This is a genomic window from Alteromonas aestuariivivens (genome assembly GCF_003367475.1).
GTDB classification, from domain to species: Bacteria; Pseudomonadota; Gammaproteobacteria; order Enterobacterales; family Alteromonadaceae; genus Alteromonas; species Alteromonas aestuariivivens.
Genome location: NZ_QRHA01000010.1, coordinates 102,731 through 122,132, shown reverse-complemented (window position 1 = coordinate 122,132; position 19,402 = coordinate 102,731). Strand labels below are relative to the sequence as shown.

16 protein-coding genes are annotated in these 19,402 nt (G+C 48.5%); 12 read left to right on the top strand and 4 right to left on the bottom strand.

What is annotated here, in order from left to right; all coding sequences use genetic code 11:
* From DXV75_RS14000 to DXV75_RS13990, 3 genes are all read left to right on the top strand, one after another.
* A partial coding sequence (locus DXV75_RS14000) for an integrase core domain-containing protein (RefSeq protein WP_147291836.1) occupies positions 1-181 on the top strand: 181 nt, incomplete at its 5' end.
* Between the two features lie 171 nt (positions 182-352).
* Entirely contained in the window at positions 353-607 is a 255-nt protein-coding gene (locus DXV75_RS13995; RefSeq protein WP_115594049.1) for a hypothetical protein, read from the top strand.
* A 470-nt stretch (positions 608-1,077) separates the two neighbouring features.
* Positions 1,078-1,800, top strand: a complete 723-nt coding sequence (locus DXV75_RS13990) for a Crp/Fnr family transcriptional regulator (RefSeq protein WP_115594048.1) — start codon at positions 1,078-1,080, stop codon at positions 1,798-1,800.
* A gap of 13 nt (positions 1,801-1,813) precedes the next feature.
* Here the strand turns inward: DXV75_RS13990 and DXV75_RS13985 are convergent, their stop codons facing one another.
* Entirely contained in the window at positions 1,814-2,053 is a 240-nt protein-coding gene (locus DXV75_RS13985) for a hypothetical protein (protein WP_115594047.1), read from the bottom strand.
* A gap of 193 nt (positions 2,054-2,246) precedes the next feature.
* Between DXV75_RS13985 and DXV75_RS17065 the strand changes: the two genes are divergently transcribed.
* The 6 genes from DXV75_RS17065 (at position 2,247) to DXV75_RS17280 (ending at position 7,725) form a co-directional block, all read left to right on the top strand.
* A complete protein-coding gene (locus tag DXV75_RS17065; protein WP_147291835.1) occupies positions 2,247-2,735 on the top strand; it encodes a hypothetical protein in 489 nt (162 codons plus the stop codon).
* A gap of 123 nt (positions 2,736-2,858) precedes the next feature.
* Positions 2,859-3,557 (top strand): Crp/Fnr family transcriptional regulator, encoded by a 699-nt coding sequence (locus tag DXV75_RS13980; protein WP_115594046.1) that lies wholly within the window; start codon positions 2,859-2,861, stop codon positions 3,555-3,557.
* Between the two features lie 111 nt (positions 3,558-3,668).
* Positions 3,669-4,733, top strand: coding sequence for an FtsH protease activity modulator HflK (hflK, locus tag DXV75_RS13975; protein WP_115594045.1), 1,065 nt, complete (start codon positions 3,669-3,671; stop codon positions 4,731-4,733).
* Entirely contained in the window at positions 4,726-5,703 is a 978-nt protein-coding gene (gene hflC, locus DXV75_RS13970) for a protease modulator HflC (protein WP_115594044.1), read from the top strand. The genes hflK and hflC overlap by 8 nt, the downstream gene beginning before the upstream one ends.
* A 442-nt stretch (positions 5,704-6,145) precedes the next feature.
* On the top strand, positions 6,146-7,534 hold the full coding sequence (gene nhaA, locus DXV75_RS13965) for a Na+/H+ antiporter NhaA (protein ID WP_115594043.1): 1,389 nt from the start codon (positions 6,146-6,148) through the stop codon (positions 7,532-7,534).
* 32 nt (positions 7,535-7,566) lie between these two features.
* Positions 7,567-7,725 (top strand): transglutaminase N-terminal domain-containing protein, encoded by a 159-nt coding sequence (locus tag DXV75_RS17280; protein WP_115594042.1) that lies wholly within the window; start codon positions 7,567-7,569, stop codon positions 7,723-7,725.
* Positions 7,726-7,934: 209 nt separating this feature from the next.
* On the opposite strand, the gene DXV75_RS13955 is transcribed toward DXV75_RS17280, so the two are convergent.
* Both DXV75_RS13955 and DXV75_RS13950 read right to left on the bottom strand, forming a co-directional pair.
* Positions 7,935-10,580 carry an alpha-amylase family glycosyl hydrolase gene (locus DXV75_RS13955; RefSeq protein WP_115594041.1) on the bottom strand — a complete coding sequence of 882 codons (2,646 nt, stop codon included), beginning with the start codon at positions 10,578-10,580 and terminating at the stop codon, positions 7,935-7,937.
* Between the two features lie 155 nt (positions 10,581-10,735).
* Positions 10,736-13,324 (bottom strand): alpha-amylase family glycosyl hydrolase, encoded by a 2,589-nt coding sequence (locus tag DXV75_RS13950; RefSeq protein WP_115594040.1) that lies wholly within the window; start codon positions 13,322-13,324, stop codon positions 10,736-10,738.
* A 691-nt stretch (positions 13,325-14,015) separates the two neighbouring features.
* Between DXV75_RS13950 and DXV75_RS13945 the strand changes: the two genes are divergently transcribed.
* Positions 14,016-15,614 (top strand): L-lactate permease, encoded by a 1,599-nt coding sequence (locus tag DXV75_RS13945; protein WP_115594039.1) that lies wholly within the window; start codon positions 14,016-14,018, stop codon positions 15,612-15,614.
* Here DXV75_RS13945 and DXV75_RS13940 read toward each other — a convergent pair.
* Positions 15,611-16,072 carry an EVE domain-containing protein gene (locus DXV75_RS13940; RefSeq protein ID WP_115594038.1) on the bottom strand — a complete coding sequence of 154 codons (462 nt, stop codon included), beginning with the start codon at positions 16,070-16,072 and terminating at the stop codon, positions 15,611-15,613. The genes DXV75_RS13945 and DXV75_RS13940 overlap by 4 nt on opposite strands.
* 243 nt (positions 16,073-16,315) lie before the next feature.
* Here DXV75_RS13940 and DXV75_RS13935 point away from each other — a divergent pair, with 243 nt between their 5' ends.
* Together DXV75_RS13935 and DXV75_RS13930 are read left to right on the top strand one after the other, a co-directional pair.
* Entirely contained in the window at positions 16,316-18,505 is a 2,190-nt protein-coding gene (locus DXV75_RS13935; protein WP_115594056.1) for a YgiQ family radical SAM protein, read from the top strand.
* Positions 18,506-18,649: 144 nt separating this feature from the next.
* Positions 18,650-19,282, top strand: a complete 633-nt coding sequence (locus DXV75_RS13930; RefSeq protein WP_115594037.1) for an RpiB/LacA/LacB family sugar-phosphate isomerase — start codon at positions 18,650-18,652, stop codon at positions 19,280-19,282.
* Positions 19,283-19,402: the final 120 nt, after the last annotated feature.

Here is a 19,402-nt window from a genome sequence, read left to right as displayed (position 1 = left end):
GCCTCAGCAAAACGCATACATCGAACGTCACAACCGAACAATGCGTTACAGCTGGGTCAGTAAGCACCTGTTCGAATCAATCGAAGAGGTGCAGGACTATGCAACGAAGTGGCTGTGGTTTTACAATTACGAACGACCACACAAAGCCAACGGTGGAAAACCACCTTTGATGGCAGCTTAACTTCTACTTTTAGCGTCAGTTAAAAATGGGAGGATTACCAAATCATTAAAAGTTAATAGCTAAAATCGCCTAACAAAGCGCTCAAACATCGTTCAGGCCTACGGCCTTCACTGGACAGAAAAAGCTGCGCGGCTGTTTGACCGGCCCCCAATAAAAAGAGCCACACTGACGATGAAATCAACGTATTTCTGGCGAATAAGGAAATTTAATGGGTTTAGTGTGTGCCAGCGCACGGAACACAGAAAAGCAAAGCAGTATATTGCTATCTCCACTAACGGCAATCTGGCCGGCAGTGAGAAAACAGAGGTACTTATGCAAAATCCCACTAAAGACACAAAACCTGACCAGGAAAAGAGAGCTGCACCAGGGAATGGGCCTCAAAAACAACAGACTCAGCATGATCAAAAGAAAGAGCAACAGAAATAACCATACAGGTTATTGCTATGGTGACATAAAGTGCTTTGGTCGAGTTAATCCAGATCCTTTTTGATTCCATAATGCATTTGATTCGCACATGCTTTTCCCCAGGGTAACCTGGGTTTTTTTTAATGTGTTAGGCGAATTCTATTCTGTGAACACAACTTTAGTCGGGCTGATTTTGAGGGATTATTGAAACGCCAGTTCGCGCAGTAACAGGTTGAATACTCATTGCCTGAGGAAATCAAAATAGCGCAATGAATGGCTGTAAGTTTGCACATCAAACGGCTGATCTCCTGAGGGAATGCAGTTGCAATTGCACGGTCACCGAATACCAGAAAGTAAAGGTCTGGAGTCGCGAATTAGCTCGCCATTATTTAACGTACTGATGGCCATTGTTTAATAAGATAAGGTTATTCTAAATAAGTAGAAGTAATCCCTTGTTAGTCGCCATCCTTTTTTCGATTGTCGGAGAGTAAGTGTCCGCAGTACCAACCCTACCGGTAACTAACGACCTAATAAATTGCCTGGCGAATACGCAACGTAAATGGTTATTGAGCCACTCTACACCTGTGGAACTCGAGTTTGGGCAAGTACTCAACGCTACTGATGCCCCCATAGAAAATGTCTATTTCCCGCTAACCGGATTCATTTCGGTGTTAATGGAGATGTCTGGTGAACGGTCAGTAGAACTGGGCTTAATCGGCAGTGAAGGGATGTTGGGTGCCACGCTGGCACTGGGCAAACGAAATGCGCCAATGCAGTCAATAGTTCAGGGGACAGGAAAGGCGTTACGGATGAATGCAAGATCATTTCGCCAGCGTTTGAAAGCCAGTTTGCCGTTACGAAATGTGATACACAGTTATCTGTATGTTTTAATACAACAACTGTCACTGACCGGTGCTTGTAATTGTTCGCATGAGGTGCCGCAACGGTTGGCCCGCTGGTTGTTGATGACGCAGGACAGGGCGCACGCCAGTCAGTTTTATTTAACCCATCAGTATCTGGCCAGGATGCTTGGCGTACGTCGCAGCGCGGTGACTATTGCCGCAGGGGCATTTCAGCGGGCGGGATTAATCAGTTATAGCCGCGGGCAAATTAACGTACTCTCCAGATCGGGTCTTAAACACGCTTCATGTCAATGTTATGTGGCGGCGCTCAACATCCACAAGAAAAACCTCAGAGCAGAGACTGATGGTTAACGGCATCAATGATTCAGCCTAAAAAACCATTACTGGTATTGTTGAAGCCCATTGCGTTCCATGGAATTGCGGAAAGGTTTTCGCCCTTACCCCAAAAACTGCCAAAGGAGATCACTGCAACATATAGGGTATTGTCGCTTATAGCGTCTATCAACAATTCCTTTAATTTGGCTGGTTTGTGGTCTTTTTTATAGCGTACGTCACTGCTGGTAAGGACGCTTGAAAGCTGACTATTCAAAACTGTGTTAGTCACTGTGATATCCGCCTTTTTCCGGTGACAGGTAGTGCCGTAAATTTATCCAGTGCATGTGGTGGCGGGTTAGCTAAAATTTCCAACCCGGTTGAATTAGCATTGAACGTCCTTCTAGTTGCTTAAATTGCCACTTGTGAATCAATCAGGGTGGCGTGGCTTGACAAATCTTAAGTAAAATTCGCAGGAATTCTGTTTGTTATACTTCACAGTCTGTCGTTTTCTGCCAACCGCGAAAAACACTACAGTCAAATCATCTCTGGCTGTTCGCTACCTTATGCAGATGAGGAGCGAATGGTTATTCTTCCCGCTTATGTTTGCTACCGAACATACACAAGCCAATAGTCAGGTTACGCTGGCAATCTTCTCATCACCAACAGAGGCCCGCCATAATGGCTGGCGAGTAAAGATGAAAATAATCAATATTCAGCCAAAATTGAACGTAGCATGGAGTGGCAACGTCAGAGCTGTTGCACCGCTGACCAACCATTATTGTTTCATCGCCATTGCCAATAATGGCAATACTTTTCTGCATTGCAGATTATTGCCTGTGTACAAAATTCCTTTTCTTGATAGGCGCTGTGGTAGGCAGCAAAGTGAGTCAGGTCATCACCGCAACAGTGTTAATCGGCATTGGCCAAAAGCATTGGTGTATCTGCACGACCTGAATGTTCCAAGTCGTTGATCCCGAGTTTTTAGCCGCATGAACTCAAGGGAATCAATTCAGCGATCACATCGATACCAAATATTGACAGTCGAGTATGAAATGCCTGGTTAAGGAAATCTGAAATAAGACAAGTAACGCTATATGACACATCCAACTGAAAATAAATTGCTTAAAGCATTACCGGAAGACAGCAAAAGCAGGCTATTTCCTCAACTCAAATTAGTTGAGTTAGCGCTTGGAGAAGTCATCTATGATGCCGGGGAGAGTGTATCTACGGTGTATTTTCCAACCGACAGTATTGTATCGCTGCTGTCTATTATGGCCGATGGTTCGTCAGCTGAAATATCCGTAGTAGGTAATGAAGGATTGGTCGGCATTGCCGTGTTTATGGGCGGAGAAAGTACCCCTAATTGCGCCATTGTGCAAAGTGCCGGGTTCGCCTACCGGTTACCTGCTTCGGAGTTACGCAGCGAATTTAATAGTAACCAGGCGATTCGCATGGTGTTGCTTCGCTACACACAGGCGCTTATTGCCCAGATGGCGCAAACCGCCGTGTGTAACCGACATCATTCAATAGATCAGCAACTCTGTCGATGGCTGTTGCTGTCTCTTGATCGTTTATCAGGCAACAATCTGACCATGACTCAGGAACTGATTGCCAACATGCTGGGGGTCAGACGTGAGGGCGTAACTGAAGCCGCTGGCAAGCTGCAAAAACTTGGTGTGATTACATACCGGCGCGGTCACATTACGGTGATCAACAGAGAAAAATTAGAGGCGCTTTGCTGTGAGTGTTACGCCGTGGTGAAGAGTGAAACCGACAGACTGGAATCCTATTAGCCCTGACTGACTTTATCGCCTTACCATATGAATGTCGTGATGATAATCCGGCCACAATCGCCATTGGAAGCCTTGTAGCCAATAACGATCAAATACCCAGAGGCAACCATTATGCCGCAAGACAACGATAACGCCCCCCCGGGAAATCCGTGGAGAGGTAATGCGTCTCCTCCTGATTTAGACCAGCTTGTTAAGCAAATTTCGAAGCGAGCTAAAACACTGTTACCCGGTGGCAGCCCTCCGGCGTTGTTTATCCTTTTGTTTATCTTTGTGGCAGCAGCCATGCTGTGGAGCGCAATCTATACCGTCCCCAGTGATTCTGTGGCCGTGGTGCAACGGTTTGGTAAGTATGTCAGCGATGTGCCACCAGGCCTGCACTTTCGCTTTCCTTTTGGTATCGATACCACTCAGATTGTTCCGGTAAAAAGACAACTCAAACAGGAGTTTGGATTTACCACACCGAATGCCAATGACCCGATGCAAAGCCCTCGTGTTAACGATGCTCAGCGCGAAACACAAATGGTTACCGGCGATTTGAATGCGGCACTGGTCGAGTGGGTGGTGCAATACCGTATATCCGATCCGGTTAAATTTCTGTTCGAGGTCAGAGAGCCCAGAGAAACTCTGCGCTATGTATCTGAATCGGTCATGCGTGAAGTGGTCGGTGACCGTACAGTGGATGAAGTCATCACTATCGGCCGTCAGGAAATTGAATCTGAAGCGCTGATAAAAATGCAGGCCACATCAAGCAAATATGCCATGGGCATCAGCATTGATCAGGTGCAGTTAAAAAACATCAATCCGCCCAAACCGGTTCAGGAATCCTTTAACGAAGTCAATCAGGCACAGCAGGAAAAAGAAAAACTGATCAACGAAGCGCGACGCGACTACAACAAAGTGATTCCGCTGGCAGAAGGTGAAAAAGACCAACGCATCCGGGAGGCCGATGGATACCGCCTCAAACGCATTAACGAAGCCAAAGGTGATGCTGCCCGATTCAATGCGTTATTCACTGAATATATGAAAGCACCGGAGGTAACGCGTCGGCGCATTTATCTTGAAACCATGCAACAGGTGATGCCAAAAGTCAGTAGGAAATTTATTCTGGATGCCGATTCTCAGGGCATATTGCCGCTTCTGAATATTGATAATCAACAGGTTACCAGCCATGAATAAAATCAAGCTCCTATCGGCTACCAGCATCATATTAATTGCGGTTCTGGCGGTGGTAGTAAACAGCGCTTTATACACAGTGGGAGAGGTAGAGCAGGTCATTGTTACCCAGTTTGGCAAGCCTGTGGGAGAGCCGATTGTAACAGCCGGTTTGCAGGTCAAGGTGCCGTTTATTCAGCAAGTTAATCCCATTGAAAAACGGGTGCTGGAATGGGACGGCAACCCTTCTGATATGCCTACCAAAGATAAGCTGTATATCTCGGTGGATTTATTTGCCCGCTGGCGAATTATCGATCCGCTGCAATATTTTTTACGCTTGCGTGATGAACGCAGTGCGCAATCCAGGCTGGATGACATACTCGGTAGTGAGACCCGTAATGCGGTAGCCAAACACGAACTGATAGAAATTATCCGTACGACCAAAGATCGTGTTCCGCAACGCGACGAACTGCTTACCGATGCCGAAAAAATACTGAATATGGGAACCCTGGTGCCGATCAACAAAGGGCGCAAGGTGGTCGAACTGGAAATTTTTAATTCGGCCGCAGACAAGGTCAAAGTATTCGGCATTGAACTGCTGGACATTCGCTTTAAAAGGATTAACTACAACGCCAGCGTGCGGCCAAAAATCTACGACAGAATGGTCAGTGAACGGCGACAAATAGCGGAGCGTTTTCTTTCAGAAGGTCATGGCGAAGCTGCAAGAATTCGCGGTAACCGGGTACGCGATCTGAATAAAATTCAGTCGGAAGCGTATCAACAAGTAGAAGAAATTCGCGGCCAGGCTGACGCCATAGCTGCGGAGATATATTCGAATTCTTATAACCAGAGTGCGGAAGCAGTAAAGTTCTATGAATTTACCCGGACCATGGCAGCTTATCCTTCCGTAATAGACAGTAGAACAACCCTGATGTTGTCCACGGAAAGCGATCTTTTCAAGTACCTAAAAGCCCCGGAATTTGAGAAAAAATAATGTTTACCTAATGGGTTGATGATACGACATCGGCTCCCTTCTTCGCACCACTAACAGCGCGAGTACCTATCATGAGCAAAGGCAGAAGCACTAAAAAAGACAGCAAGAAACCCCCTATTCTGACACCCAAGGAAAAACGCGCGGCAAAGCAGAAAAAGAAATCAAACAACGTCGGCACGAATTCGCGGATACCACCGAGCTAATGATTAGGCGTTGATGGTAGTTTTCAATGATTCGAACATCGCAGGTCACATTTCGAGGAGCAACAGAATGAATGAAGAAGACAAACGGATGATGGAAACTTTTGGGATTACCAGTTCAACTGAAATTATCTATCACTTTAATCGTTACCAATATCGCAAGCTATAGGATGCGATTAACTTTGCATGGGTATACATGCAAAGAAATAGAAAGTCGAAAATGACTCAGGAGCCTGCCCACGATGAGGATAAGAAAACTAACTAATCGGTTAGTTGCAGATAACAGAGGGGATGCATCGCAATTACCTCAGTCGCCCATCGACTGGTTAAGTCATCCCCTTGGCCGTTTTTTTAAAATTGAAGCGGCCGCCGGACTTGTGCTGTTGTTTTTTACGCTGTTAGCACTTTATCTGGCTAATTCTCCATTAGGTTCGGACTTTGCGGCGTTGTGGAGTACTTCAATTGCTATCAATTTGGGTGATGTTGAATTTGAACGCTCTTTGCGTGCCTGGATAAACGACGCCGTCATGACCCTTTTTTTCTTCCTGATAGCGCTGGAACTAAAACGGGAATTAGTGCTGGGAGAATTGCGTAAACCGCGCCTGGCCATGTTATCTGTCTCAGCAGCATTAGGCGGAATGATTGTTCCTGCTGGTATCTACCTGCTCTTCCAATTTGGTGAAGTGGGACAGCATGGTTGGGGCACGGTCATGGCAACGGATACTGCTTTTGTTATTGGTTGTCTAGCGTTGCTGGGCAAGCGCATTCCAAAAAGTTTACGCGTTTTTATGTTGTCGCTGGCCATTGTGGATGATCTGGGAGCCATTCTTGTCGTGGCATTGGGTTATGGTAAGCAACTTGATCTTTTTTATATTGTTACTGCGCTGTCAGGCTTTGTCATGATTAAAGCTATGTCACTGCTCGGAATTCGCAGCATTGCTTTGTTTTTCATTGCAGGTGGCGCCATTTGGCTGCTGGTCGATGCGTCAGGTATTCATCCCACAGTAACCGGTGTGATCCTGGGATTGATGACTCCTACCAATAAGTGGGTGAGTGATGATCGCTTGCACAATATTATGGATTCTGTGGTGGCCTCTCCACCTGGTGAGCGTTGGGCCGCTAACAGTATTGACCGCAAAGTGCTGAAAACCGCAGAAGCGGCTGCCCGAGAAGCGCTTTCGCCAGTTGAGCGACTAGAGTTGATGATGCATCCCTGGGTCGGTTTTGTTGTCATGCCGCTATTTGCATTCGCTAATGCCGGCATCCCGTTGACGATGGCAGACTTCCCAGTGTCTATTGGTATGGCGGTTTTCATTGGGTTTGTGCTGGGCAAACCCGTAGGAATATGTTTGTTTAGCTGGCTTGCCGTACGCTTAAAGTTAGCGTTGCTGCCACCGGACTTGCCCTGGCTTATGATCGCAGGAGGCGGCATGTTGGCAGGCATTGGTTTTACCATGGCTATGTTTATTGCCAACCTAGCCTTTAGTGCCGAACACATTAATGCTGTCAAGTTAGGAATATTATCTGCGTCGGTGTTTTCTGCGCTGTTCGGTTTAATTGTGTTGTGGCTTGCTACTCGTAGCGAAAACCCTGCACGCGAAGATTTTACTGAACAACCAAGGTCACATTAACACCATGAACCCGATGAAATTACAGTGACAATATGAAACGCTTAAGGGTTGTTTATCAGAATATTTCTGATTTTTCTGATCAGGTCCAGTTACAGCCGCATACGCTGCGATTAAGGCCTAGAGAAGGTCATGAGCAACGCATTGAGTCTTCATCAGGCTTGAGTTGGTACACAAACTGGTACACACTATAACCAATTTAAGCCAATGACACGCGTTATGATTGAGCTGTAGGGCTAATAGACAGTAATGAGTGGAGCACCCGCCAGCTCCACCAAATTCGGGGGAGTAACTCGTTAAATCAATGAGTTACGCCTTTTTAATTTGGGCTACTGGTGTGCAGTGTCACGATATGGTGTCACTAAACTGTAGAAAAGCGGCCCTAAAATCTGGCGTTCCATATTCATTGGTTTGGTAGCTCAATCAGTAGCTCATCCAGAATCAAAGGCTCGTTTGGCTCCCCCCCGCCAAATTCCCACGCAGCTCCCTCAGGTGATAGGGTACGGATGCCGCCCTCTCCCGCTCTGTCCCAGGTGGTAATGTAGATTTTTGATCCCGCCCATTTGTTCTGGCCAAGCGCCCTGGCGCTGTATTCAATCGTAATGGTACGCTTTCCCTTGTCCACTTTGATATCGGGCGCTGATCCCAGCTTCCGTCCTGGCTGTTCGGCACTGGCGCCGTCACTGCTAAATAGGAAATTCCCCCAGCCGTAGAGCACATGAGAAAAATCCCATTTGAAATTTTCAGGAGCGTCCGCCTGTAACAAAGACAATGGCGTGATCCCTTCACTACCCGGAAAATCCAGAAAGATGGTGAAGGCAACGTGATCCAAGTGATTCGACGCAACCCACATATCAGTAAGTTCGTGCATGGTAATGTCTAACAGCAGGGTGTCGCCGGCACTGCGGGCTTGCACCGCTTCGATGTCCATTTGTTTACCAAAGGTAGATTCGGTAGGCGGAAATAGCTTTCCTGTGCGCCCATGGTCATCGTTGAGCGGATCGCTAAAACGTACATCCCAATTCGCAAGCTCGATGCTTTCACTGTATTGCTGACGTTCACTGGTTACATTGAGTTCAGCGGAATACATTTCAAAGAACCGTTGCCGGAAACCCAGGTCAACAGCAGGCAGAAGGGTTTGCCAGTTTCCGTTTTCATCGGCAGTAACGCTGATCGAATTCTCAAGGTTACCGTCAATAACCAAAGCCAATGTACCATTCGGTTTGCTGACAGAGCCGCTTAATATGGCACTCTCTTTGAGTGTTTGCGCACTGTAATCCTGATCAACACGAATTCTGTGTGGGGTATTCACCTGTGCGCTGGATTGACCTGCTGCTTTCAGTATCAGTACTCCCCTTGCAGGTACTTCTGCGATAAGAAAACCATCCGGCCCAACCACCAGCGCACTGGTATTGTTACCGTGCCTGAAGATTGGCTCCAACACCTGGCCGGAAGGCAAACCCGTGGGCATGCGATTCAATAAAGTAGCGTGTTCAGCCGTATTCATGATGACAAAAGCCTGCTCGTCATTGTATGAACGTTTGTAGGCAAAAATGCCGGCTCCTGTGGGGTTATCTTGCAATAGCTCCATAGAACCCCGGCTGAATATCTTGTTGCTCTGGCGAAGTTGGGCTAAGGCCTGAATGAATTGGTACAGTTCGGATTGCTGATTAAACTGGTCGGCATCGGTCAGATACCCACCCGCGAACATGGCCTGGCGAGAGTCTACATGATTTTGCTCATTCCCCTGATAAATCACGGGAATTCCGGGGATGGTAAAAATCAGCGCCAGCGCCTGCTTCATTGCCACCTCACTACCGGGAAACCGTGGCGTATCGTGGTTATCAATAAAATTGGGAACAATATACGGATTTGGGTAAACAGTGAGATGTGCGTTGACACGGAAGGTCAACCAACTGGTTGGGCGGCCTCCCGCAAAGATGCGACCGAGTTCCTCGTGCAGGGGAAAGCCGATGGCTGAAGACAATTCGGGTTTCGCTTCGCTCCCCAGGTAACTGAGTAACTTTCTCTCGGCAAGATCGGACATTGGCTTAGACACATCTTTCACTTCACCAAACGTGAGGAAATTGTCTCTTCCTGTTGCCAATGCGGTTTGCAGAATGCCGTCATCGGCGTGAAAGAAATCGTTCCAAAAATCATGCTCAACGTATTTCACCGTATCGATTCGATAAGCATCCACCCCGGTTTCTGTTATCCAGTAATTGTACACATCTTTAAACGCTTTACGCACCTGTGGATTCGAGGTGTTAATGTCATCCAGCCGCCCCATTTGATAAGTCGATTCCTGCACCGGGTCGTCGAGATCAACAATCAATGGTGTCCAGTGATAAATTCCTGCCTTCACGTGCTCCGGGTTGTTGGCATTATTCATATGCAGAGGCGGCATGGTAGGCGCTGAAGGAGGAACAGAGTTACTGACAAATTCAAACCCTACACTGGGGTCATTGGGATCGTATTCGTTGTTGTAATCAAAATAGTTACCCGTATGGTTGATTACAACGTCGTGGATCAAGTACATACCCCGGTTGTGCAGCTCGTGAGAGAGGTTTTTGTAAGTCTCCAAATCGCCAAAATGTTCATCAATTTTTCTGTGGTCGATAGGCCAGTATCCATGAAAGCCACCATAACCCTGCGCTTCATTCCACCATTGATTGGCAACGGGAGGCGTTGTCCATAAAGTGGTCGCACCAATATTTTGAATATAATCCAGTTGGTCTATTACCCCCTGAAGGTCACCACCACTGTAGTGGCTTTCTTTACTCGGGTCGTAAAGGCCATAGCCTTGATCATTGCGTAAAGGATCGCCGTCGTTGAAACGGTCAATCATCAGGAAGTATATAATCTGGTCCCGCCAGTCCGGTGACGGGACGTGAAGCAACCGGCCGTCAACGCATCCGTTGGTTGACTCAGAGCAGGCACCAGCTTTTGTGACTTTTTCATTATCGCTGACAACACCACAACCATTGCTTCCTGCCACGGCGAAAAATATCAAAATTGACAGACACAGACCATGTTTACGTGGTTTCATTGGCGTATTTTCTCCGGCCTATGGCAAGGTTTCCATGTTATCGTTTTAGGTTCAGGTGTGTGATTCGGGCGACAGACCTGTTTAACTTTCACGCTCTGGTGGAGTGAAAATCAAGCCGACTAAGTTCAAATCAAGCAGCACCAAAGATATCCAATTTACTCCAGATTAAGCACCATACTGTCTGCTATTTTCGGCAGTTCCTGGGAGGAAACGGCGCTTTTGGAAGCAAAATGCCAGCGGGATGGTTCTGAATTAATCTGGCGATAATGCCAGCCCTCGTCTTTATCCCAGGTTGTTATATACAGAGTGCTGCCTTTCCAGCTTTTAACCCCCAGCCGGGAACCTTCATAGCGGATGTGTATCAGCTTTTTGTCTTTATCTACCGAAATGTCCGGGCTATAGGTTAGTAGCTCACCTTCCCGTTCTTGACTAACGTTCTCTGCAGTAAACACCAAGTTACCCCAGCCAAATGCACTGTGGTTTATATCCCAGTCTTTACCCTCAATCATTGTACTGCTTAGCTTGGGAAGCCATTGGCTGCCCTGCCTGTCCGGTAAATCCATATGAATGTTCAGGGCGAGGTGGTCGAAGCCATTCGCGGGGGCCCATACCGTTGAAATGTCGCACATTTTCAATGTCAGCAGCAGGTTATTACCCCCGGCCTCAGCTTTGGCGCCAAGCAGATCCATGTAACATTCGCCTTGCTGGTATCCCGGGTGCTGGTAGTTTCCGTTGGGCCCTTTGTCATCACCTTCAGGGTCAGATTTTTCAGCCTGAACATCCACAATATTGGAGCTCACCTCAAAATGAACCTCGCCTGAAACAAGGTTGGTTTCTGGCCAGTAAACTTGCAATGAGTGATGATCGCTGCCTAGCCCGTTTGCCGGAATACTGACTTGCCACTGGCCATTTACATCTGTTTGAATGGGCACAGCACCGGCGAAGTTGCCGTCCTGAATCGCCAGCAGCCGGGTATTGATAGCAGAAGAACGGCCAGTAATCACAACCTGGTTTACGTTGCTGTACAACGCCTGTACCGGATCAATGGAAATACTTTTCGAGCCTGAATTGCCACCACTGACGCTCACGGATTTCCCTTTCAATACAATTACTGAGCGGGCGGGTAATTGCGTGGTGATTCGACCTTCCGGACTCAACTTGAGGTCACCCTCATAGTTATGTCTGAAGAGTACACTAAATTCGTCGTTGTTGAGATAACCGGTTTCCAGATTAGTCAGCAATGCCGTCTCGTCCGCGGTGTTTAAGATGATGTAGGCAGACTCCCCTTCGTAATCGCGACGGTACGCAAAAATCCCAGGTCCAAACTGGTTATCCTGTATCACCTCCAATCGCCCTCGGGTCAGAACTTTGTTACTCAGGCGCATGTAAGCCAATTCACGAATATACTGGTACATATCTGCGTTTTCATCGAACTGACTTTCTGATGAGCCGTAACCTCCGGCGAACATTGCCTGGCGTTGTAACCTGTGCAACTGTTCATCACCCTGATAAATTGCAGGTATTCCGGGTATCGTCATCATCAGGGCATAGGCCTGTTTGAATCCATCCAGGGTGCCATTTACCACGAAACGTTCTACATCATGATTGTCGATAAAATTGACCGCTGTATATGGGTTTTTATACAAACGCATAGCTGCACCTAGCCGATAGGTCATGTGGGAGGTCGGCCTGCCGGTAATAAATAGATTTTGGATTTCCTGATAAAGCGGAAATCCAATCGGTGAATCGACCCTGGGGCTGTTGTCATCCCCCAAATACCGGCTAATTTTCTGCTCGGCCCTGTCTTCCATCGGCAACGACATTTCGAAAAATTCACCAAAAATGAGGAAGTCATTGCGGCCGGTCTGTTTGGCCGTCGCTTTTATGCCATTGCTGCTGTAGATAAAATCTTCATAGAAGTTTTCTTCAACGTACTTGGCCGTATCAACTCTGAACGCATCCACACCCGCTTGCTGGATCCAGTAACCAAAGCTGTCTTTCAAAAATTCTCGCACCAACGGATTGCGAGTGTTCATGTCGTCGAGCCCGGACAGTTGGTACTGGGTTTCCTGAATGCGGTGGCCAGTATCGTAAATTTGCGGAGTCCAATTAAATATACTCAGCGCTTTTTGTTGCGGGTCCGTCACATTGTTGAGGTTTAAGGGAAACTGGGTGGGTTTTGCGGTGGGCAATGAGCCTGCATTAAACTTTACATTTTTCTCTGGCTGTACCGGATCATAGGGGCCGTCGTAGTAAAAGAAGTTACCGGTATGATTTACCACGACGTCCTGCACCAGATACATCCCCCGGCGGTGTAAAGCCCTGGCCAAGGCCTGGTAGTCCTGCAATGTTCCATAATGTTCATCGACCGCTTTAAAATCCCGCGCCCAATAACCATGGTAACCCCAGTACTGGGCAATTGGGTCCCACCACTGGTTTGCAACCTGAGGCGTGGTCCAAACCGCAGTAGCCCCCAGCGCCTGGATGTAGTCGAGCTTATCCTTCACCCCCTGCAGATCACCTCCATTGTACTGACTCCGGGACCCTGCTTTATAAACACCAACGCCTTGGTCATTGTTTTCAGGGTTACCGTCGTTAAACCGGTCAATCATCAAAAAGTAAATAATCTGATCCTGCCAAACCGGAGATGCCACATGCAGTGGGCCGGGTTCTTCCTCACCGTATGCGGTTGAGAAAAAAGCAAGCAAGGTGACGGTGATCAAGTGTTTAAATGCTGATTTCATTGTTTTTTACCTGAGAGCCGTTCCTCAAAGAACTATCCTTTTGGGTCACATTGGATCTCATTAAATTCGTACAGCAGCACATTCTGGCGAAATCGTCCATTCCATCAAAAACCCGGAAAAAAGTAATGTTCCAGTTTTCAGCACACTGATTCCATTCGTTTTGAAAGTGCGACAGTTATTTTCTTGTTAAATATAAGCAGCAGAAATGAAACAAGACTATGTTGAAATTAACTGAATACGTATGCAGCAAGCTTCATATATTAGACAATGGAGGCCAGGTCATTGTGATCACAACAGGCCGCTCGATACATGCACACTCAGAAACCTCGTATTCGGAGTTCCAAAGGTACCACCAAAGTCCATTCCAAATGCATCAACGGTAAAATTAACGCCTGAATTACGGGTTCGAAACTTACCGGTTATCACCAAACCTGTGCGAGGGTGAGATGCGGCCCCTTCCAGTATTATTTTTTTGTAAACTCGGGCCCCTATCGATTCTGGCTTCAGCCGGACAATACTCAACAATATTCACTGACTCATGGAAAGCGATGGTTGCCCGCCTAACACCATTCGAATCTCATCCCAGTATCTCTACTTAACAAACAGCCTGAATAAAGGCTGCCTGGTGCTGCTTCACAGCGGCACGCCATTCTGTATACTTAAGAAAAAATACCACTCCTTCCGCACTTGTATGCCAGAACTTATCTTCGCTTATATCCCCATAGTACTGCTTGTTTATCTGATGGGAAAATCCGACAGCATGAGCGCCAGCAAGGCCCTGCCGTTGATCGCAATGCTGGTCTATTTCATCATGCTGATTGTGTATCAGCACGACGCGAACCTGGTACACGCGACCGTCGTAAAGGGGCTTCTTTTGGCACTCACTCCGGTGTGCATTATTGCCGGAGCCATCTTTCTGTTCAGATGCATGGAGACATCCGGCGCACTGAATGTAATTCGAACGGGCCTCAACCATGTCAGCACCAACCCGATAGCCCAATTGATGATAATCGGCTGGGCTTTTGCGTTTTTAATTGAGGGCGCAAGTGGCTTTGGCACTCCCGCTGCCATTGCCGCTCCCATACTTTTCAGTTTGGGGTTTCCTGCCATTCGGGTTGCGATTGCCTGCCTGATATTCAATACCGTACCTGTTACCTTTGGTGCAGTAGGCACCCCCATCTGGTTTGGCCTTTCGGTGATCAGTCTGAGCCCGGCTGAACTGGCTGAAATAGCCTGGCAGGCGGCCCTTGTAAATACGATAGCGGCACCTTTTGTGGTGGTTGCGGGCCTGGCTCTGGTTGTCAGCAGCCGGAAGTTGATTTGGCAAAACCTTACATTTATTTTGTTGTCGACCTTTTCCTGTACGCTCCCGTACCTGTTACTCAGTAAATTCAGTACCGAGTTTCCCTCCCTGTTGGGGGGATTAATTGGTCTGGTATGCAGCATAGTTTTGGCCAAACACAATATTGGCTTGCAGAAGAACACCCCAAAGGATCCCGAAAGCGCACAAGCGATTACTCCTGCTACTGTGCTTAAAGCAACCTTCCCTCTTTGGGCTACGGTGTTAATGCTGATTGCAACAAGGGTTCAGGAGCTGGGTATAAAGCCCTTACTGCTGAGCAATGAACCTGCCTGGGCCTTCAGTTTGGGGCAATTGGGTGAGCTGAAAATCAGTGCCTCGCTGGTGGTTAGCCTGAATCACATTTTCCAGACACCACAAAGCTGGCAGCACAGTATTTTGTATGTGCCTTCCCTGCTGCCGTTTGTGGTGATCGCACTGGCCACATTGTGGTTGCACAGGCAAGGTTCTGCGAAGGAAGCACTGGTTCACACCAAACAAAAGATGGCTGGCCCATTCTTCGCTCTGCTGGGCGCTCTGGTCTTTGTTCAACTAATGATGCTGGGCGATAGCGCTTCAGCAGTAAACCAGATAGGCAACCACCTCGCCCGGCTTACCGGTGCTAACTGGGAATTTTTTGCGCCCTTTCTGGGAGCGTTGGGAACCTTTTTCTCCGGCTCGGCAACCATATCCAATCTCACCTTTGCCGGGATCCAACAATCCATTTCAGCTCAGTTAGAATTAAGCCTCGTTGCCATACTCGCGATGCAATCCGTTGGAGCGGCCATGGGCAACATGGTCTGCATCAACAACATTGTCGCTGTAAATTCAATTTTGGGGCTGGAGAAGCAGGAAGGTTATATTCTTAAACGCACTGTACTGGTATTGCTGCTCTATGGCACGGTTGCAGGCACGGCCAGCGTTCTGCTACTCGCTCCCCAGCATGGCTAAACCGCTTTATTTAGCAATACCTGCCACTCAGATTCCGAAACCGGCATTATGGAAAGCCGATGGCCTTTTTTTACCAGGCCTAACTCGGTGATTTGCGGCATGGCTTTGATAGACTGGAGCGACAATATAGCAGGAAATTTTTGCTCAAATTTTACGTCCACCCGATACCAACGAGGCTGTTCACGGCTGGACTTCGGGTCAAAATACGGGCTTTCAGGGTCAAACTGGGTTTCATCCGGATACCCTTCCCGTACCACACGGGCAACGCCCGCAATACCCACCTGCTTGCAACTTGAATGGTAGATAAAAACCTTGTCATCAGCCTTAACTTGGTCGCGCAGAAAATTGCGCGCCTGGTAATTACGCACCCCATCCCAGGGTTCGGTCTGATTTGAGCGAGCAGCCAAATCATCGATACCGAACGTATCGGGCTCTGTTTTAAATAACCAATATGCCATAGGGTCGCCTCAACAGGTTTATGCAGTGATGTAACATAAGCGGTTGATAATTCTAGCACATTGCCGGATTAATGGGTGTTGGGCTGCGTACTTTCCCATAAAAACGAGAGTCTCATATGTAATAGCTGGCCTTTCAACATTCAGCAGACCCACCCTCCGATGCAAATGCGGGCAGCGAAACATGGCTTCTTTACCGCCTCCAGTGGTATAATCGGCGCTGTTTTTCGCCGGATCCCGATTGTTATGCAAGCCTCCATCAAAGCCGAACGCGGCCTTTTTTCCTACCCTAAATACTGGCCCCATTGTCTGGGCACTGCCCCGTTTCTCCCAATGTCGAAGGAGGAAATGGATGAATTGGGCTGGGACAGCTGCGACGTCATTCTTGTGACCGGTGACGCCTATGTCGATCACCCCAGCTTTGGTATGGCCGTCATTGGCCGGGTACTGGAAGCCCACGGCTTTCGCGTTGGTATCATCGCCCAGCCGAACTGGCACAGCAAAGACGACTTCATGCGCCTGGGCAAGCCCAATCTGTATTTTGGGGTTACTGCGGGCAACATGGACTCCATGATCAATCGCTATACCGCGGATAAAAAGCTGCGTCATGATGATGCCTATACGCCAGGCAACGAAGGCGGCAAACGGCCTGATCGCGCGGTCACCGTCTATTCCCAGCGCTGTCGCGAAGCTTTTAAGGATGTACCGATTGTCATTGGCGGCATCGAAGCCAGCCTGAGACGAATCGCCCATTACGATTACTGGTCTGAAAAAGTTCGCCGCTCAGTGCTGTTTGACGCCAAAGCGGACATGCTGATGTTTGGAAACGCAGAACGCCCGTTAGTGGAAATTACCCACCGACTCGCAGCTGGAGAGCCGATTCAGGAAATACGGAATGTTCGCGGTACAGCCATTATTGTCCGCCAGGCTCTCGAAGAGTGGCAGGGTGTGGATTCCACTTCGTTGGATCGTCCGGGTAAAATTGATCCTATCCCCAGCCCGTACCAAGTTGAACCGGATTGCGACAAAGCCGACGACAATAGTTCGCAAAACGGCAGCATTGACGCCAAACCCATTGTGGTGCAGCCCGCAGAACGGCGCAAGCCCTGGGAAAATGTCTACGTAAAGTTGCCTGCCTATGAAACGGTAAAAGACAATAAATCGCTGTATGCCCATACCTCCAGAATACTGCATCAGGAAACCAACCCTGGATGTGCCAGGGCGCTGATGCAAAGGCACGGTGATCGCCATATCTGGATCAATCCGCCGGCCATGCCGCTGGAAACAGAAGAGATGGACGCTGTGTTCGACCTTCCTTATCAGCGCGTGCCCCACCCTGCGTATGGCGATGCGAAAATTCCGGCATACGAAATGATCCGGTTTTCCATTAATATCATGCGCGGTTGTTACGGTGGCTGCACCTTCTGTTCGATTACCGAGCATGAGGGGCGCATTATTCAAAGCCGCTCGGAAGACTCTATTATCCGTGAAATAGAGCAGATAAGAGACACTGTGCCTGGCTTTACTGGCGTGATTTCCGACCTTGGCGGTCCCACAGCAAATATGTACCGTTTGCGTTGCAAGAGCCCGAAGGCGGAAGCAACCTGTCGCCGCCCTTCCTGCGTGTATCCGAGTATTTGTGCGCACATGGATACCGACCATACCCCCACCATTAACCTTTACCGTCGGGCCAGAAACCTGCCGGGGGTTAAAAAGGTTCTGATTGCGTCCGGTGTTCGTTACGATCTGGCAGTAGAAGACCCAAATTACGTTAAGGAACTCGCCTTACACCACACCGGTGGCTATTTGAAGATTGCTCCTGAGCACACCGAAGAGGGGCCGCTTTCCAAAATGATGAAGCCGGGAATGGGCAGCTATTACCGGTTTAAGGAACTGTTCGACAAATATTCTGCCGAAGCAGGTAAAAAACAGTACCTGATACCTTACTTTATTGCATCCCACCCGGGTACCACAGACGAGGACATGCTGAACCTGGCCATATGGCTCAAGGAAAACAGGTTCAAGCTGGACCAGGTGCAAAACTTCTACCCTTCGCCAATGGCGACAGCCACCACCATGTACCACACCGAAGTGAATTCGCTCAGAAAGGTAACCAAAGACAGCGAGCATGTGCCGTCGGCCAAAGGAGAAATACACCGTCGTCTGCACAAAGCCATGCTTCGCTACCACGACCCGAAAAATTTCGCGCAAATTCGCGCGGCGCTTAAAAACATGGGCCGCGAGGATTTGATCGGCCGGGGTCCGCAACATCTTGTGCCACCAGAAAGCGCCGATGAAAAGCGGCAGAAAGCACAAAAGGCACGCCGGGGCGAAAGAGCGCTGACCAAGCATACTGGCCTGCCTCCGAAAGGGTTCAGGTCAAAGGGCAAAGCCAAGGCACCGGCACCCGGACGAAACCGCCAGGCCAAACGATGAAGATTGGCCCCGTGCGGGTTTCGCCTTTACCCAAAAAGCTCAATTAAGAACGAAATTGACTTAAACTGATCAGCTCATGACGTTATAATGGCCCTACTGCGCACTGCAAGTCGGTGCTTAAACCCATTAAACCAAGGGGAAAAGATGAAAATTGCATTAATGAACGAATTCAGTCAGGCCAGTAAGAATGCCGTGGTTTTGCAACAACTTAACGACGTGGCCGGTGGCCTGGGTCATGATGTATTCAATGTCGGTATGCAGGATGACAACGATCACCGCCTCACTTACATTCACCTGGGCATCATGGCTGCGCTGCTGCTGAACAGCAAAGCTGTGGATTTTGTTGTTGCCGGATGCGGCACAGGTCAGGGCGCACTGATGTCATTGAACGCCTATCCGGGCGTAAATTGTGGTTACTGTATCGACCCCGCCGATGCTTACCTGTTTGCCCAAATCAATAACGGCAACGCTCTTTCCCTGGCCTTTGCAAAAGGTTTTGGCTGGGGTGCTGAACTGAACGTCCGTTACATTTTCGAAAAAGCGTTCACCGGCGAAACTGGCCAGGGCTACCCGCCTGAGCGCAAGGAATCCCAGGTAACCAACGCCGGCATTTTGAATAACGTGAAAGCGGCGACCACAAAACCTTTGCTGGATGGCTTAAAAGCACTGGACCCCGAGCTGGTCAAAACCGCAGTCAGTGGCGAGCGTTTCCAGACCTGCTTCTTTGACCACTGTCAGGATGCGGAACTGGCGGCTTTCGTTCGCTCTTTTCTCTAGCAGCCTGTAAGCGTGAGCAAACCATCTTGCTCACTCGCGGTTGGCAAATGCTTACGCCCGGCTTAAACCGGGCGTATTCACTTTGAGGGCAAGCGCAACGATTCGCATCGCTGAACGCCC

Excerpts from the sequence above, each read along its gene's own strand:
- nhaA (WP_115594043.1), top strand. The coding sequence starts at position 6,146 with ATGAGGATAAGAAAACTAACTAATCGGTTAGTTGCAGATAACAGAGGG.
- hflC (WP_115594044.1), top strand. The coding sequence starts at position 4,726 with ATGAATAAAATCAAGCTCCTATCGGCTACCAGCATCATATTAATTGCG.
- DXV75_RS13935 (WP_115594056.1), top strand. The coding sequence starts at position 16,316 with ATGCAAGCCTCCATCAAAGCCGAACGCGGCCTTTTTTCCTACCCTAAA.
- hflK (WP_115594045.1), top strand. The coding sequence starts at position 3,669 with ATGCCGCAAGACAACGATAACGCCCCCCCGGGAAATCCGTGGAGAGGT.
- DXV75_RS13950 (WP_115594040.1), bottom strand. The coding sequence starts at position 13,324 with ATGAAATCAGCATTTAAACACTTGATCACCGTCACCTTGCTTGCTTTT.
- DXV75_RS13995 (WP_115594049.1), top strand. The coding sequence starts at position 353 with ATGAAATCAACGTATTTCTGGCGAATAAGGAAATTTAATGGGTTTAGT.
- DXV75_RS13945 (WP_115594039.1), top strand. The coding sequence starts at position 14,016 with ATGCCAGAACTTATCTTCGCTTATATCCCCATAGTACTGCTTGTTTAT.
- DXV75_RS13955 (WP_115594041.1), bottom strand. The coding sequence starts at position 10,580 with ATGAAACCACGTAAACATGGTCTGTGTCTGTCAATTTTGATATTTTTC.
- DXV75_RS13940 (WP_115594038.1), bottom strand. The coding sequence starts at position 16,072 with ATGGCATATTGGTTATTTAAAACAGAGCCCGATACGTTCGGTATCGAT.
- DXV75_RS13980 (WP_115594046.1), top strand. The coding sequence starts at position 2,859 with ATGACACATCCAACTGAAAATAAATTGCTTAAAGCATTACCGGAAGAC.
- DXV75_RS17280 (WP_115594042.1), top strand. The coding sequence starts at position 7,567 with ATGAAACGCTTAAGGGTTGTTTATCAGAATATTTCTGATTTTTCTGAT.
- DXV75_RS13930 (WP_115594037.1), top strand. The coding sequence starts at position 18,650 with ATGAAAATTGCATTAATGAACGAATTCAGTCAGGCCAGTAAGAATGCC.